At 74.8% G+C, this 15,724-nt stretch carries 15 protein-coding genes; 5 read left to right on the forward strand and 10 right to left on the reverse strand.

All coding sequences use genetic code 11. From position 1 onward, the window contains the following. Window positions 1-44: 44 nt before the first annotated feature. The 5 genes from Q3W68_RS11355 to ung form a co-directional block, all read right to left on the reverse strand. Window positions 45-299, reverse strand: coding sequence for a hypothetical protein (locus Q3W68_RS11355; RefSeq protein WP_302905390.1), 255 nt, complete (start codon window positions 297-299; stop codon window positions 45-47). A 17-nt stretch (window positions 300-316) separates the two neighbouring features. Beyond that, window positions 317-1,363, reverse strand: coding sequence for a tRNA (adenosine(37)-N6)-threonylcarbamoyltransferase complex transferase subunit TsaD (gene tsaD / locus Q3W68_RS11360; RefSeq protein WP_302905391.1), 1,047 nt, complete (start codon window positions 1,361-1,363; stop codon window positions 317-319). Window positions 1,364-1,368: 5 nt separating this feature from the next. After that, entirely contained in the window at window positions 1,369-1,812 is a 444-nt protein-coding gene (gene rimI, locus Q3W68_RS11365; RefSeq protein ID WP_302905392.1) for a ribosomal protein S18-alanine N-acetyltransferase, read from the reverse strand. Further along, window positions 1,809-2,486, reverse strand: a complete 678-nt coding sequence (tsaB, locus tag Q3W68_RS11370; protein ID WP_302905393.1) for a tRNA (adenosine(37)-N6)-threonylcarbamoyltransferase complex dimerization subunit type 1 TsaB — start codon at window positions 2,484-2,486, stop codon at window positions 1,809-1,811. The genes rimI and tsaB overlap by 4 nt, the downstream gene beginning before the upstream one ends. An 81-nt stretch (window positions 2,487-2,567) precedes the next feature. Continuing rightward, on the reverse strand, window positions 2,568-3,266 hold the full coding sequence (gene ung, locus Q3W68_RS11375; RefSeq protein ID WP_302905394.1) for a uracil-DNA glycosylase: 699 nt from the start codon (window positions 3,264-3,266) through the stop codon (window positions 2,568-2,570). A gap of 181 nt (window positions 3,267-3,447) precedes the next feature. Here ung and Q3W68_RS11380 point away from each other — a divergent pair, with 181 nt between their 5' ends. Then, window positions 3,448-4,830, forward strand: a complete 1,383-nt coding sequence (locus Q3W68_RS11380; RefSeq protein ID WP_302905395.1) for a lipase family protein — start codon at window positions 3,448-3,450, stop codon at window positions 4,828-4,830. Here the strand turns inward: Q3W68_RS11380 and tsaE are convergent. From tsaE to Q3W68_RS11400, 4 genes are all read right to left on the reverse strand, one after another. Beyond that, window positions 4,827-5,309, reverse strand: coding sequence for a tRNA (adenosine(37)-N6)-threonylcarbamoyltransferase complex ATPase subunit type 1 TsaE (tsaE, locus tag Q3W68_RS11385; protein ID WP_302905396.1), 483 nt, complete (start codon window positions 5,307-5,309; stop codon window positions 4,827-4,829). The genes Q3W68_RS11380 and tsaE overlap by 4 nt on opposite strands. After that, complete coding sequence (locus tag Q3W68_RS11390; protein ID WP_302905397.1) at window positions 5,306-6,391, reverse strand: alpha/beta fold hydrolase; 1,086 nt, start codon at window positions 6,389-6,391, stop codon at window positions 5,306-5,308. Before Q3W68_RS11390 ends, tsaE begins: the two co-directional genes overlap by 4 nt. After that, entirely contained in the window at window positions 6,388-7,506 is a 1,119-nt protein-coding gene (gene alr, locus Q3W68_RS11395) for an alanine racemase (RefSeq protein WP_302905398.1), read from the reverse strand. The genes Q3W68_RS11390 and alr overlap by 4 nt, the downstream gene beginning before the upstream one ends. Before the next feature lie 84 nt (window positions 7,507-7,590). Beyond that, the gene (locus Q3W68_RS11400) at window positions 7,591-9,060 is read right to left on the reverse strand and encodes an NAD(P)H-hydrate dehydratase (RefSeq protein ID WP_302905399.1); all 1,470 of its coding nucleotides are present in this window, start codon (window positions 9,058-9,060) and stop codon (window positions 7,591-7,593) included. A gap of 214 nt (window positions 9,061-9,274) precedes the next feature. On the opposite strand from Q3W68_RS11400, the gene Q3W68_RS11405 reads away from it, so the two are divergent. Together Q3W68_RS11405 and Q3W68_RS11410 are read left to right on the forward strand one after the other, a co-directional pair. Then, window positions 9,275-9,577 carry a type VII secretion target gene (locus tag Q3W68_RS11405; protein WP_302905400.1) on the forward strand — a complete coding sequence of 101 codons (303 nt, stop codon included), beginning with the start codon at window positions 9,275-9,277 and terminating at the stop codon, window positions 9,575-9,577. Further along, window positions 9,574-11,193, forward strand: coding sequence for an alpha/beta hydrolase (locus tag Q3W68_RS11410; RefSeq protein ID WP_302905401.1), 1,620 nt, complete (start codon window positions 9,574-9,576; stop codon window positions 11,191-11,193). The genes Q3W68_RS11405 and Q3W68_RS11410 overlap by 4 nt, the downstream gene beginning before the upstream one ends. A gap of 138 nt (window positions 11,194-11,331) precedes the next feature. On the opposite strand, the gene glmS is transcribed toward Q3W68_RS11410, so the two are convergent. Then, entirely contained in the window at window positions 11,332-13,245 is a 1,914-nt protein-coding gene (gene glmS, locus Q3W68_RS11415; protein ID WP_302905402.1) for a glutamine--fructose-6-phosphate transaminase (isomerizing), read from the reverse strand. 273 nt (window positions 13,246-13,518) lie between these two features. On the opposite strand from glmS, the gene Q3W68_RS11420 reads away from it, so the two are divergent. Next, a complete protein-coding gene (locus Q3W68_RS11420; protein WP_302905403.1) occupies window positions 13,519-14,487 on the forward strand; it encodes an MmpS family transport accessory protein in 969 nt (322 codons plus the stop codon). Window positions 14,488-14,518: 31 nt separating this feature from the next. After that, window positions 14,519-15,703 (forward strand): pyridoxal phosphate-dependent aminotransferase, encoded by a 1,185-nt coding sequence (locus Q3W68_RS11425; protein WP_302905404.1) that lies wholly within the window; start codon window positions 14,519-14,521, stop codon window positions 15,701-15,703. Window positions 15,704-15,724 lie beyond the last annotated feature (21 nt).

A 15,724-nucleotide genomic window follows, 5' to 3' on the forward strand; every position in this document is an offset into this window, starting at 1 on the left:
GACCCGCACGCCAACCAATTCCGGCCGTCGTGACGACCGTCGCGTCAGCGGTCGACCTGGGTGAAGTCCCAGCTGTGCGGCGGGCGGGCGATCAGGCGCGCCGGCGGCTCGGGCAGCTCCCGAGGGCTGTTCCGCCACTTGGAGATGACCACCAGCCGGTGGTCGGTGGAGGAGAAGACCTCACTGGAGACGTGCATCGGGTCGTGCTCGAACTCGGGCAGCGCGGTCTCGCAGACCCACGTGATCAGGTCGGCGAAGCCGTACGGCTCGGCCTTGGCCTCCCACATCCGGACGATCATGTCGGTCCCCTCCCCGCTCACACGCTGACCACTGTCAGCGGCATCGCCGAGTCGGCCGGCAGGTCCAGCCGGCTCGGCGCGACGCCCGCGGCCACCAGGTGGGAGCCGAGCGCGGCCACCATCGCGCCGTTGTCGGTGCAGAGTTTCGGCCGGGGCGTACGCACCCGGATGCCGTGCCTGCCGGCCCGCTGCTCGGCCATCGCCCGCAGCCGCGAGTTGGCCGCCACGCCGCCGCCGATCACCAGCGTGTCGATGCCGCTGCTGCGGCAGGCGTCGATCGCCTTGCCGACGAGCACGTCGCAGACCGCCTCCTGGAAAGAGGCCGCCACGTCGGCGACCGGCACCGGCTCACCGGCCCGCTGCCGCCCCTCCACCCAGCGGGCCACCGCCGTCTTCAGGCCGGAGAAGGAGAAGTCGTACCGGTGCCCGACCAGGTCCTTCGCGGCGGTCAGCCCGCGCGGGAAGGCGATCGACGCCGGATCACCCGCCCGCGCCTCGCGGTCGATGTACGGTCCGCCGGGGAACGGCAGCCCGAGCAGCCGGGCCACCTTGTCGAACGCCTCCCCGGCCGCGTCGTCGATGGTGGCGCCGAGCGGCACCACGTCGCGGGCCAGGTCGTCGACGCGCAGCAGCGAGGAGTGCCCGCCGGAGACCAGCAGCGCGATCGCGGGCTCGGGCAGCGGCCCGTGTTCCAGCGTGTCCACCGCGACGTGCGCGGCGAGGTGGTTCACGCCGTACACCGGCTTCTCCGCCGCCACCGCGTACCCCTTGGCGGCGGCGACCCCGACGAGCAGCGCGCCGGCCAGGCCCGGCCCGGAGGTCACGGCGATGGCGTCGACGTCGGCGATGGTGACGCCTGCCTCGCGCAGCGCCCGGTCCATGGTCGGCACGATGGCCTCCAGGTGGGCGCGGCTGGCCACCTCGGGCACCACGCCGCCGAACCGGGCGTGCTCCTCGACGCTGGAGGCGAGCGCGTCGGCGAGCAGCGTGTGCCCGCGCACGATGCCCACGCCGGTCTCGTCGCAGGAGGTCTCGATGCCGAGGATCAGGGGTTCGTCAGCCATGCGCGTCAGTCCTCGTTGCGCTGCATGACCAGCGCGTCGGTGTTGCTCGGTTGGTAGTAGCCGCGCCGTACGCCGATCGGCTCGAAGCCGTAGCCGGCGTAGAGCCGCTGCGCCGGCGCGTTGTCGGCGGCGACCTCCAGCAGCGTGCTGCGGGCGCCGCGCCGGGCCGCCTCGGCGAGCAGCGCCTCCAGCAGCAGCCGGCCGATCCCCCGGCGGTGGGCGTCCCGGCGGACCGCGACGTTCTGCACCCACGCCTCGTCGGGCGGGGACACGGCGAGCCCGGCGTAGCCGAGCACGGCGCCGTCGTCGTCGGTGGCGACCAGGTAGAAGTGCCCGTTGGCGAGTTCGTTCCAGAACATCGCCGCCGACCACTGCTCGGCACCGAACAGGTCCGCCTCGATGGGCAGCACCTCGTCGATGTGCCACCAGCGGAACCGGCCCAGCCTCATGGCAGGACCGGCTTGTGGCCGGTGGCCGCGACCGCGTCCGGGCGACGCAGGTAGAGCGGGGTGAGCGTCTCGCCGGGTGCGCCGGCACGGATCCGCGGCGCCGCGAGCCGGGCCAGCGCCAGCGGGTCCGGGTAGCGCGGCTCGTCGCGTACCGGCAGCCCCAGCACGTCCGCGTACCGGTGCGCGCCGTCGCCGACCGCGACGGCGACCGCCAGGTCGCGCGCCCGCTCCGCGACCACCGCCGGAGCGGCCACCTCCGGCCCGGCCAGACGCCGGCCGGCGTCGTCGTAGACGGCCCAGTAGATCTCCCGGCGCCGCGCGTCGCTCGCCGCGAGCACCGGCTCCCCGGCGGCCGCGGGGTGGCCGAGCCCGTCCAGCGAGCAGACGCCGTACGTGGGTACGCCGAGCACCTGACCCATGGTGGCGGCGGTGACCAACCCGACCCGCAGCCCGGTGAACGGACCCGGGCCGAGGCCGGCGACGATCGCGGCCAGGTCGGCGGGCCGCGCGTCGACGTCCGCCAGCACGGCGTCGACCTGCGGCGCGAGCAGCTCGCCGTGGGCGCGGGCGTCGACGGTGCACCGGGACGCCCGGAGCGCGACGCCGTCCGCCGAGACCTCGGCCAGGGCCGCGGTCACCGCGGGCGTCGAGGAGTCCACCACGAGTACGAGCACGGTAAGCCAGCCTAGCCGTCCGCCTCGCCCGCTCCGGGCACGCCCTCGCCGCTCGCCCGGTCAACGCTGGCGCCGGACGGGTCAGCCGGCTGAACGCTCCCAGTCGATGGTGGGCAGCCCCGCGTCGGCAAGCGCCTTGTTGGCGGCGCTGAACGGGCGGCTGCCGAGGAAGCCGCGCGGGTTCATCGGGCTCGGGTGCCCGGCCTCCAGCACCACGTGCTGCGGGTTGGTCACGAGCGCCGCCTTCTTGCGTGCGTAACCGCCCCAGAGCAGGAAGACCACGCGCTGGTCCAGCGCGTCGAGCGCCCGGATGGTGGCGTCGGTGAACTCCTCCCAGCCCTTGTTGGCGTGCGAGCCGGGGGTGGCCTGCCGGACCGTGAGGACGGAGTTGAGCAGCAGGACGCCCTGCGCGGCCCAGCCGTCGAGGTTGCCGCTGCGCGGCTTCGGCACGCCCAGGTCCTCGCCCAGCTCCTTGAAGACGTTGCGCAGCGACGGCGGCACCGCCACCCCCTCGCGCACGCTGAAGCTCAGCCCGTGCGCCTGGCCCGCCTTGTGGTACGGGTCCTGCCCGAGGATGAGCACCCGGGTGTCGGCCGGGCCGCACAGCCGGTAGGCGGAGAAGAGGTCCTCCAGCGGCGGGAAGACGGTGGCGGTCGCGTACTCCCGGGCGACGAACTCGCCCAGCGCCGCGGTGCGGACCGGGTCCAGGTGGGGGGTGAGCACGGCACGCCAGGCCTCCGGCAACAGCGCCGGCAGGTCCAGGGTGGGGGCGTCGGGCATCGGCAACCTCTCCTCGTCGGTCGCCATCTTCATACCAGCCGCAGCCGACACTTCCGGCCGGCGGCAGGGCCAGGGCACTGGCGGCAAAAGTTACCGGAGCGTAACCTACTGGCAAGTTACTTACGCCACACCGCCGCTGCTAGCTTGCATCCACCACCATCGATGCTCGCTAGGAGTGCCCGTGAGCAGTAGGAACACCCGTCCCCGCACGCCCTCCACCGCCCTCTCCCCCCGCCGCGCGAGAGGCGTCCGGATACTCGCCGTCGCCGCCGCGGCAGCCGTGTACCTGGCCGGATCCGGCACACCCGCCGCCGCCGACGGCACCACGCCGGTGGTCTCCCGCGGTGTTACCATCCCCGCCTTCTACCACCCGCCCACCGACCTGCCCGCCACCAACGGCACGCTGATCCGTACCGAGCCGCTGCCGCTCGGGCTCAGCATCCCCGGGCTCGACGGCCGCCCGATGCCCGGCACCGCCACCCGCCTGATGTACCGGTCCACCGACTCCAACGGCCGGGCCGTCGGCGTGACCGGCGCCTACATCGAACCGTGGGCGGCGTGGCGAGGCACCGGACCACGTCCGCTGGTCGCGGTCGCCTCCGGCACCATGGGGCAGGGCGACCAGTGCGCCCCCTCGTTCGCCCTGCAACATCCGCTCACCCTCACCGGCGACACCCTCTCCGTCGGCTACGAGGCGCTGGCGATCTACCGCCTCCTCGCCACCGGCGCCGCTGTCGTCGTCACCGACTACGTCGGGCTGGGCGCGACCGACCGGCTGCACACGTACGTCAACCGCCTCGACGAGGGGCGCGCCCTGCTCGACGCCGCCCGCGCCGCCCGCGCGGTGCCGGGCGCGTCGGTGACCGACCGGTCCCGCGTCGGGCTGTACGGCTACAGCCAGGGTGGCGGCGCCAGCGCCGCAGCAGCCGAACTCCAGCCCCCCTACGCGCCCGACGTGCCGCTGGCCGGCACCTACGTCGGCGCGCCACCGGCCGACCTGACCGCTGTCATCGGCGGCATCGACGGCAGCGCGCTGGCGGGAGCGCTGGGCTGGTCCCTCAACGGCTTCGCCCAGTCCGACCCCGCCGTACGGAACGTCATCGAGGCGAACGTCAACGACGCCGGCCGGGCGGCGCTCACCGACACCTCGACCATGTGCGTCGGTGACGCGATCCTCCGGTACGCGTTCACCAAGAGCAGCAGGTGGATCACCGGCGGCCGGTCCCTCACCGCTGTCACCGCCGCCTCGCCCGAGGCGACCGCCGTCCTCGACCGGCAGCGCATCGGCACGCTCAAGCCCGCCGGCCCGGTACGCGTGGCGACCGGCGTCCAGGACGACATCGTGCCCCACCGGCAGGCCCGCCAACTGGCTGTCGACTGGTGCCGCAAGGGCGCCGACGTGACCTACCAGGCCGTCAGCCTGCCCAACCTCGGGGACAAGCTCCTCACCAACCACCTCGCGCCGCTCATCACCGACCAGGGCGACGCGGTGGCCTGGCTGACCGACCGGCTCGCCGGGCGCACCGCCTACTCCAACTGCTGGACGATGCCCCTTCAGCCCTAGGACAGTTCGGCGACCCGGGCGGCCCAGTCGCCCCCGACCGGCTCCAGTGCGACCGCCCGGGTGTCGTCGTCGCGGCGGTCGATGCGTACCCGCAGGTGCGCGTCGACCAGCTGTTCGACCATCCCCTCGCCCCACTCCACCACAGTGACCGCCTCGTCCACCGAGGCGTCCAGGTCGAGGTCGTCGATCTCGGCGCGCGGGTCGGCGGCCTCACCCAGGCGGTACGCGTCGGCGTGCACGAGCGCCACCCGGCCGCCCCGCTCCGGGTCCGGCCGGTGCACCCGCGCGATGACGAAGGTGGGCGAGGTGATGGCTCCGCGTACGCCGAGGCCGGCGCCGATGCCCTGGGTCAGCGCCGTCTTGCCGGCCCCGAGCGGGCCGCTGAGCAACAGCAGGTCACCGGCGCGCAGCACACCGGCCAGCCGCCGCCCGAACTCGTGGGTGTCGTCGACCGTCTTCAGCTCCACGACCACTGTCATAGCGAATCCAGGAACCTCTCCAGCGCCGCGTTCACCTCGTCGGCGTGCTCCAGCATCACCACGTGCCCGCTGTCGTGGATCTTCACGAACTCGGCGTGCGGCAGCCGCCGGACGATCTCCTCGGAGTGCGTCACCGGCGTGATCATGTCCTTGTCCCCCACGATCACCAGCACCGGCGTGCCGGCCAGCGCAGCCAGCGCCGGGAACCGGGAGTGGGTGGCGATCGTGCGCAGGTAGCGGGTGACCGTGTCGGCCGAGGTGCGCGAGTTCATCGTCTCGACGTACGACACCAGGGCCGGGCTCGGCTTCGAGGTGCCGAAGCCGTACTTGCGGGTGAGCAGCCAGGCCACGTTCGCTGTCGACCGGCGGGCCCGGTCGATCACCGTGCCGCCGTACCGGGTGGCGTTGCTCATCATGTAGAGCACCGGCGAGCCGACGCGGCCGAGCAGCGCGGGCGCCACCAGTTTGGTCTCCGCCGCCAGGCCGCCCGAGGTGGCCATCAGCACGGTGCCGACCACCCGGTCACCGAACATCTCCGGGTACAGCTCGGCCAGCGCCATGATCGTCATGCCGCCCATGGAGTGCCCGACGAGCACCAGCGGGCCGTCCGCGGCCACCTCGTCGAGCACCCGGCGCAGCGTGTGGCCCAGCGCGGTCAGGTCGTACTCGCCGCTCTCCAGCCGGCCGGAGCGGCCGTGCCCCGGCTGGTCGTACGCGACCACCCGGTAGTCGCCGCGCTCGGCCAGCCGCTTGCGCTGGAAGTGGAACGTGCCCATGTCCAGGCAGAACCCGTGCACCAGCACCACGGTCGGGTGGCCGGCGACCGGGCGGGCCGGCTCGACCACCTCGACATGGATGTCGGTGCCGTCCGGCATCTCCAGCCGGTACGCCTCGTCGTAGCGCTGCTCGCCGAAGACCTCGTCGGCGTACCGGTCGGCCGGGTCGTTCTTGAGCCGGCGGACCAGCACCCGCTCGCTGACCACGCCCGCCGCCAGCCCGGCGGCGGCCACGCCCACAGCGGCACCGACCAGCCCGGCCACCTTGCCGGCGGCGGTACGCGGTCGCGGCAACCGGACACTCATGCGCGCTCGCCGTCGTAGACGCGGGGCACGCGCACGCCACCGAAACGGGTCACGATCTCGTAGTTGATGGTGCCGACGGCCTCGGCCCAGTCGTCGGCGGTGGGCTCGCCGTCCGCCCCGCTGCCGAACAGCGTCGCCACGTCGCCGTCGGCCACCTCGTCGTCGCCGCAGTCGACCACGAACTGGTCCATGCAGACCCGCCCGGAGACGGTCCGGCGCTTGCCGGCGAGCTGCACCGGTCCGGTGTTGGAGGCGTGGCGGGGCACCCCGTCGGCGTAGCCGAGCGGCACCACCGCCAGGTTCGCCTCCTGCTCGGTGAGGTAGGTGTGGCCGTAGGAGACGCCGGTGCCGGCCGCGACGCGCTTGGTGAGCATCACCCGGGCACGGGCGGTCATGGCGGGACGCAGGCCGAACTGCTCCCCCGCGACCGGCGACAGGCCGTAGACGGCGATGCCGGGACGGACCAGGTCGAAGTGGGTGTCCCGCCGGGTCAGCGTGGCGGCCGAGTTGGCCAGGTGCCGGTAGCGCGGGCGCAGGCCGGCCCGCGTCACCATCTCCAGCCCTTCCTGGAACACGGCGAGCTGGCGGTCGGTGGTGGGGTGGCCGGGCGAGTCCGCGTACACGAAGTGGCTCCACACACCGACCACCTCGACCAGGCCGTCGGCCTGGGCCTTCCCGGCGGCCTCCAGCAGCGCCGGCCAGTCGGCGACGGTCGCGCCGCCCCGGGCCAGCCCGGTGTCGATCTTCAGGTGCAGCCGGGCCGGGCGGTCCGCCCGCCGGCTCGCCTGGATCATCTCGTCGAGCTGGGTGAGGCTGGCGCAGCCGAGGTCGACGCCGACCGTGATCCCGTCGTGCAGGGGCACCCCGGGGCTGAGCAACCAGGCCAGCACCGGCGCGGTGATGCCCTCCTCACGCAGCCGCAGCGCCTCGTCCAGCGTGCAGACGCCGAGCTGGTCCGCCCCGGCGTCGAGCGCCGCGCGGGCGGCCGGCACCATGCCGTGGCCGTATCCGTCGCCCTTGACCACCGCCATCAGTTCGGCGCTGGTGCCGGCCTTGAGCCGGGTCACGTTCTCCCGGATCGCGTCCAGGTCGACGCGCACCTCCGACTGCCACATGTCCTCAGCCTACTTCCGTCAGTGATCATCAGAGCCGTGAGCCGTGCGGGCGGTGCCCGTCACCACCGGTCGTCGCCGCCCGGATCAGCCCAGCCGGGCCAATACCGGACGCAACGCGACGGCCACGTCGGGCGCGGTCACCGGACCGCCGCGCGCCGCCTCCCGGCCGGCCAGCCCGTGCAGGTACGCCGCCGCGGCGGCCGCCCGTTCCGGGGCCAGCCCGGCGGCGAGCAGCGAACCGAGCAACCCGGCCAGCACGTCGCCGGTGCCGCCGGTGGCGAGCACCGGGGTGCCGGTCGGGTTCACGTACGCGCGCCCGTCGGGCGTGCCGATGACCGTGCGGTCGCCCTTGAGCAGCACCACCGCGTTCATCCAGGCGGCCAGCCGCAGCGCGGCGGCGACCCGGTCCTCCCCCGGCATCTCGCCGCAGAGCCGGGCGTACTCCCGGTCGTGCGGCGTCACCACGATCGGCGCGTCCCGGCCGCGCAGCCGGTCGGCCAGCTTGCCGTCGACGAGCAGCGTCAGCGCGTCCGCGTCGAGCACCACCGGCACCGGCGCGGCGAGCACCGCGCGCAGCTCGGCGGCGGAGTCCTCACCGGTGCCCAGCCCGGAGCCGCAGACCCACGCCTGCACCCGGCCGGCGTCGGCGACCCGGCCGGTGGCGATCACCGACGGGTGCTGGTGCAGCACCTCGCCCTTGGCGCTCCCGGCGTAGCGGACCAGGCCGGTGGGACCGGCGAGCGCCCCGGCGACCGAGAGCACCGCGGCGCCCGGGTAGGTGGCCGAGCCGGTGGCCACACCGACCACGCCCCGGGAGTACTTCTCCGACGACGCGCCCAGCGCCGGCCACCAGTCGACCACGTCCGCCTGCTCGATCACCTGGAGCGCCGGCGTGCCGCGCAGCCACGGCGTAAGCCCGATGTCGACCAGCTCGACCTCGCCGGCCAGCTCGGCGGCCGGGCCGACGACCAGTGCCGGCTTGAGCGCGCCGAAGGCCACAGTCACGTCGGCGCGGACCGCCCGGGGCCGCCCGGCGTCGGTGAGCGGGACGTGGCCGGTGTCGACAGCGACGCCGCTCGGCACGTCCACCGCGACCACCGTGGCGGGCGTGCCGTCGCGCCCGTGCTGCCCGGTCAGGCTCGCGGCCAGTTGCTCGGCCGTCTCGCGCAACCCACCGGTGCCGCCGATGCCCACGATGCCGTCGAGCACCAGGTCGACCACCGCGGGCGGCCGGTCGGCCACGCGCCCGCCGGTGGCGCGCAGGGCGGCCAGGCCCTCGGCGTGCGCCCGGCCGGGCGTGAGGAGCAGCGCGGTCACCGCAGCGCCCCGGCGGGCCAGGTGCGCGCCCGCGAGGAGGGCGTCGCCGCCGTTGTCGCCGGACCCGACGAGCAGCAGCACCCGGGCGCCGTAGACACCGCCCCGGTCGGCCAGCAGCAACGCGCAGCGGCGGGCCAGCCCGGCCGCGGCCCGCTGCATGAGCGCGCCGGCCGGAAGGGTGGCCATCAGGCCCGCCTCCGCCGCGCGAACGTCCGCGACCCGCCACACCTGTCTCATGCCACCCCGCCCCGCTCGTCGCGCCGGCTCAGCTTCCGCCCGCAACTCCCCCGATCACTGCGTCACCCTACCGGCGGTACGCGCCGGAGACCGGCTGGCGAACCGGCCCTGTGGATAACCCGGAGCGTTGTCCACAGGGGTCGGCGGCCACCGTCTGGTGCCGCCTAGCGTCCCGGTGTCCGGAGCCGGCCGTGGCGCGGACGAGGGAGGTCACGTGGTGGAGAGACCGTTCGACGTCGACCCGGAGCTGCTGCGCACGGTGGCGCGCGAGCTGGCCGACGACGCGTACCGGCTGGCCCGCGGGCCGGGCGCGGCACCGGAGTCGTTGCTGGTGGCGCCGCCGGACGGCTGGCGGTCCGCTGCCGCGCTGGCCGAGCTGGAGGCGGCGGTGCGGCGCTGGTCCGGCGCGCTCGGCGCCCGGGTGGCCGACACCGCTCAGGCGTTGCGCAGCGGGGCGGAGGGCTACGAGGCGGTCGACGAACGCGCCGCCCGCCGCCTCACCGGGGTGCTCCGGTGAAGCGCGGTCCCGCCGACGCGGCAAACGCTCCGGTCGGCTACGCGCAGCTCTGGCGGGCCGACCCGGGTGCCTGGTCCGCCGCCGGGACGGCGTGGCGGAACCTCGCCGGGCCGGTACGGCAGCGCGCCGACGCGCTGACCGCCCGGATCGGCGCGCTCCGCCCCGGGTGGTCGGGCGTGGCCTCGGCGGCGGCGCAGCGGCGGATCGGCGAACTGCGCACCGGCCTCACCGACGTGCTTCCCGCCCTGGTCGAGGTCGACCAGGTGCTCGCCGAGTTCGGTGCCCGGCTGAACGCGGCGAAGGCGCGGCTCGGTGCCGAGGTGGCCCGCGCCGAGTCCGGCGGCCTGCTCGTCGACCGCACCGGCGCGGTCCGGCCCGGCCCGGCCCGGGTGGCGCAGGCCGGGCCGGCCGTGGTCCACGCGCGAGCCGGGATCCGGGGCGCGCTGACGCTCGCCGGCGCCGCCGACCGGGAGACGGCCGGCCGGCTGGCGGAACTGACCACCGCCGCGGTACGCGGCTGGGTCAGCGTCCCGCCCGCGTGGCGGCCCGGACCCGGTGCCGGGCCGGCCGAGGTGAGCCGCTGGTGGGCCGGTCTGAGCGCGGCCGAGCGGCGCTGGCTGGTGGGGCGGGAACCGGGCCGGATCGGGCGTCTCGACGGGCTTCCGGCCGCCACCCGGGACCAGGCGAACCGGCTGCTGCTCGGCGATCGGCGGGAGCATTTGCTCGTGCGGCGGCTCGCGCTGCTGCACCCGCTTCCGGCCGGGCCGCTGGAGGCGTCCCGGCGGGTCCGGCTCGCCGCTGTCGAGGCGGCGCTGCGCGGGCTGGACGGGCTCACCGAGCGGCTGGCCGCGGGCGGGGCACCGCGGGCGTACCTGCTGGGGCTTGATCCGGCCGGCGACGGCCGCGCGGTGGTGGCGCTCGGCAACCCGGACCGCGCCGCCTCGGTGCTCACCTACGTCCCGGGCATGACCTCGGATCTCGCCGACGCGCCGGCCGAACTGGGCCGGGCGGCCCGGGTGTTGCAGCGCTGCGCGGCGCTCGGACCGGGCGAGGAGGCGGCGGCGGTGCTCTGGCTGGACTACGACGCGCCCGACTTCCTCACCGAGGCGGCGGGCACCCGGCAGGCCGAGGACGCCGGCCCGGCGCTGCACCGGTTCCAGGAAGGGCTGCGGGCCGCGCACGAGGGCCCGCCGGCCCGGCAGACGGTGCTCGGGCACAGCTACGGCTCGCTCGTGGTCGGCGCCGCCGCCCGCGACCACGGGTTGGGCGCCGACGCGCTGGTGTTCGTCGGTTCGCCCGGCGTCGGCGTCGATCACGCCACCGACCTGCGGATGCCCGCCGGCCAGGTCTGGTCGTCGACCGCGCCGGACGACGTGATCCGGCTGGCCCGCCCGCCGGACGAGCTGGCCCGCCGCGCGCTGCTGGCCGGTACGCCGCTCGGTCCGGCGCTCGCCGTGCTCGACGGGCACGGCGAGCGGCTCTGGTTCGGCGCCGACCCGAGCGCGCCGGGCTTCGGCGGCCGGCGCTTTCCGAGCGCTCCGCACGGCCACACCGGCTACTGGGATCCGGACAACCCGGCGCTGGACGGCATGGCCCGGATCGTGCTGGGCCGGTGATCCGGCGGCGCGCTTCCGGCGACCGCCGAGGCGACTCGGCGACCGCCCGAGGCGACCCGGCGACCGCCCGCGAGGCGGGCCGGAGACGGCGCGGTCCCCCCGCCCGGTGGACGGGCGGAGGGACAGTGGACGAGGCCGCTACTCGACAGTGACCGACTTGGCCAGGTTCCGGGGCTGGTCGACGTCGTGCCCGCGGGCGGCGGCGATCTCGGCGGCCAGCACCTGCAACGGCACGGTGGTCACCAGCGGCGCCAGCAGCGTCGGCGTGCGCGGGACGTAGATCAGGTGGTCGGCGTAGCGGACCACCGCCTGGTCGCCCTCCTCGGCGATCACGATGGTGCGGGCGCCGCGGGCGCGTACCTCCTGGATGTTGGAGACGACCTTGTCGTGCAGCATGCCCCGGCCGACCGGCGACGGCACGATGCAGATGACCGGCGTGCCCTTGTCGATCAGCGAGATCGGGCCGTGCTTCAGCTCGCCCGCGGCGAAGCCCTCGGCGTGCATGTACGCCAGCTCCTTGAGCTTCAGCGCGCCTTCGAGCGCCACCGGGTAGCCCACGTGCCGGCCGATGAACAGCACTGTCGGCTCGGACTTCAGCTCACGCCCCAGCTCGCGGACCGGCTCGATCCGGTCCAGCAGCTCGCGCAGCTTGGCGGGCATCTCCTGGAGCTGGGCCACCACGGCGCCCACCTCGTCGGCGAACTTGATGCCGCGCACCTGGGCCAGGTGCAGACCGATCAGGTAGCACGCCACAACCTGGGTGAGGAACGCCTTGGTGGAGGCGACGGCGATCTCCGGGCCGCCGTGGGTGTAGAGCACGGCATCGGACTCGCGCGGGATGGTGGAGCCGTTGGTGTTGCAGATCGCCAGCACGCGGGCCTTCTGGTCCTTGGCGTGGCGCAGCGCCATCAGCGTGTCCATCGTCTCGCCGGACTGCGAGATCACCACGATCAGCGTGGACCGGTCCAGCACCGGGTCGCGGTAGCGGAACTCGCTCGCCAGCTCCACCTCGCAGGGGATGCGGGTCCAGTGCTCGATCGCGTACTTGGCGACCAGGCCGGCGTGGTACGAGGTGCCGCAGGCGACGATGAAGATCTTGTCGACGTCGCGCAGGTCCTGCTCGCTGAGGCGGACCTCGTCGAGGGCGATCTCGCCGCTCTCGGTGAGCCGGCCGAGCAGCGTGTCGGCGATGGCCTGCGGCTGCTCCTCGATCTCCTTGAGCATGAACCAGTCGTAGCCACCCTTCTCGGCGGCCGACGAGTCCCAGTCGATGTGGAAGTCCTTGCCGCTGGCCGGCTGACCGTCGAAGTCGGTGATGTCGATGGTGTCCGGGGTGATCAGCACGATCTGGTCCTGCCCCAGCTCGACCGCGTCCCGGGTGTGCTCGATGAACGCGGCGACGTCGCTGGCCAGGTAGTTCTCGCCGTCGCCCCGGCCGACCACCAGCGGCGAGTTGCGCCGGGCGCCGACCACCGCGCCGGGGATGCCGGCGTCGACGGCGAGCAGCGTGAACGCGCCCTCCAGGCGCGCGCAGACCACGCGCATGGCGGCGGCCAGGAGCTGTGGGCTGTCGGTCTCACCGGCCGCGCGCAGGTCGGCCAGCGCGCGGGCGATCAGGTGCGCGGCGCACTCGGTGTCGGTGTCGCTGGCGAACTCGACGCCCTCGTCCTCCAGCTCGGTGCGGAGCTTCGCGAAGTTCTCGATGATGCCGTTGTGGATCACCGCGACGCGGCCGTCCGGGGAGAGGTGCGGGTGGGCGTTGCGGTCGGTCGGGCCGCCGTGCGTGGCCCACCGGGTGTGGCCGATGCCGGTGGTGCCGTCACCGATGCCGATCGGGCTGGCGGCGCAGTCCTCGGGGTTGTCCGCCGCCCGCTCGGAGAGGACCTTCTCCAGGTTCGCGAGCTTGCCGGCTTTCTTCTCGGTCAGCAGCTCGTCCTCGCAGACCACGGCGACACCGGCCGAGTCGTAGCCGCGGTATTCGAGACGCCGCAGTCCGTCAAGCACGATGCCGAGCGCCGGGCGCGCACCGGCGTAACCCACGATTCCACACATGGTCCGCAGCCTAACTGAGTTTCGCTCATCGCGCGTGCTCGGAAAGCCGGTTAACGATCACTGAATTTGAGCGAACCGAACGCCAGGGTTGCCATTACCGGACAAAGCACCATCCAGGCCGTTCCACCCGTCCGGGCCGAATACGGGACGCGGCGCGCGGACCGCCGGCCGGGACCGCACGGCTGGCCGCCACCACCTAGATTGAGGCCGGGCACCGTCCCCCGGGCCCACCGTTCCGCGGTCGTCCGCGCCGTACCCCTGTGAGCTGAGCCGATGTCCGAGACGACGCCCGCCCCCGAACCGGCCTCCGGACCAAGCGACCCGACCGCCGCACCGGCCACGCCGCCGCCCTCCACCTGGACGCCGCCGGACCCGTTGGCCGCACCGCAGCCGTGGACGCCACCCGCGCCCTGGTCGCCACCCCCGGCTCCGAGCCCCTGGGCCGCACCCGGTCCGGAGAGCGCGTCCGGAACCGCCCCGGCCACGTCCCCGAGCGGCACGGGCCGGCCGGTGGGCGAACCGGGGTGGGCGGCTCCGGCCGACCCGGCCGCCACACCGCGCCCGCCGGTCCCACCGGCTCCGGGCGACCCGCAGGTCCCCGGCACGCCCGGGTGGTCGTCCCAGCCCGGCGTCGCCGACTTCCCGGCACAGCCGGCCTGGACACCGGGCGCCTACCCGCCCGGGCCCTACCAACCCGGCGCCTATCCGCCCGGTCCCTACCCGCCGCCGTACGCGTATCCGGGCATGCCGCCGCGCCGCAGCGGCGGCGGCTGGGCGATCGGCCTGGTGATCGGCATCGTCACCGTCCTCGCGCTCATCGTCTGCGGCTGCCTCGGGCTGTCCTTCCTCGGCCGGTCCATGACCGAGGGAACAGCCTCCGGCGAGCGGTACGACGAGCCGATCTACGGCGAGCCCGACGGGTGGGCCGACGAGCCCAGCCGTCCCCCGGCCAGACCGGCCACCACCCCGTCCGGCGGGCCCGGCAAGTTCACCGTCCTGTACGAGGTCACCGCCTCCGACGGCGAGGCGGAGGTGCAGTTCTACGACGCGGACGCGAACTTCCACCAGCCCGGCGCCGTGGACACGCCCTGGCGGCTGCGCTTCACCGCGAACGACCGCGAGCGGGTGCAGATCATCGCCACCCCCGTCGAGTCCGGCGAGGTGACCTGCCGGATCACCGTCAACGGCAAGGTCGTGTCCAAGGACTCGGGCGAGTACGGCGCGACCTGCTTCGGCTGGTGAGCAGTCGGCGGCGGGCCGTAGGCTGGCCGCCGTGACGACGACCGATCCCCTGGTGGCCCGGATGCGGCCGTTCGGCACCACCGTCTTCGCCGAGATGTCCGCGCTGGCCGTGCGCACCGGCGCGGTCAACCTCGGGCAGGGCTTCCCGGACACCGACGGCCCGCCGGAGATGCTCGCCGCCGCCGCCGAGGCGCTGCGTACCGGCCACAACCAGTACCCGCCCGGCCCGGGCATCCCCGCGCTGCGCGCCGCCGTCGCCGAGCACCAGCACCGGTTCTGGGGCCTGGAGTACGACCCGGACGGCGAGGTCGTGGTGACGGCCGGTGCCACCGAGGCGGTCGCGGCGAGCATCCTCGCGCTCTGCGAGCCAGGTGACGAGGTGATCTGCTTCGAGCCGTACTACGACTCGTACGCCGCCTCGATCGCGCTGGCCGGGGCGGTCCGCCGCCCGGTGACGCTGCGGCCCGGCCCCGACGGCCGGTACGCGTTCGACCCGGCCGAGCTGCGCGCCGCGTTCGGGCCGCGTACCCGGATGGTGCTGCTGAACTCGCCGCACAACCCGACCGGCAAGGTCTTCACCGCCGACGAGCTGGCAGTGGTCGCCGGGCTGTGCCGGGAACACGACGTGTACGCGGTCACCGACGAGGTCTACGAGCACCTGGTGTTCACCGACGCCGCCGCGCCGCACGTGCCGCTGGCCACGCTGCCCGGGATGCGGGAGCGGACGCTGCGCATCTCGTCGGCCGGGAAGACGTTCTCCTGCACCGGCTGGAAGGTGGGCTGGGTGAGCGGGCCGGCGCCGCTGGTGGCGGCGGTGCTGCGGGTGAAGCAGTTCCTGACGTTCGTCAACGCGGGGCCGCTGCAACCGGCGGTGGCGGTGGCGCTCGGGCTGCCGGACGCGTACTTCGCCGGGTTCCGGGACGACATGCAACGGCGGCGGGACCAACTCGCCGCCGGGCTGGCCGACGCCGGGTTCGGCGTGCTCGCGCCGGAGGGCACCTACTTCGTCACCGCCGACGTCACGCCGCTCGGCGGCCGGGACGGGGTGGAGTTCTGCCGGGCGCTGCCCGAGCGCTGCGGCGTGGTGGCGGTGCCGACGCAGGTGTTCTACGACGACGTGGAGGCCGGTCGCCGGCTGGTCCGGTTCGCGTTCTGCAAGCGCCAGAAGGTGCTGGCCGAGGCGGTCACCCGGCTGCGTCGCCTGCGCGCGAACTGAACCGCCCGCCGAGAAAGACCC

Source organism: Micromonospora sp. C28ISP2-4 (genome assembly GCF_030519385.1).
Taxonomy (GTDB): Bacteria; Actinomycetota; Actinomycetes; order Mycobacteriales; family Micromonosporaceae; genus Micromonospora; species Micromonospora tulbaghiae.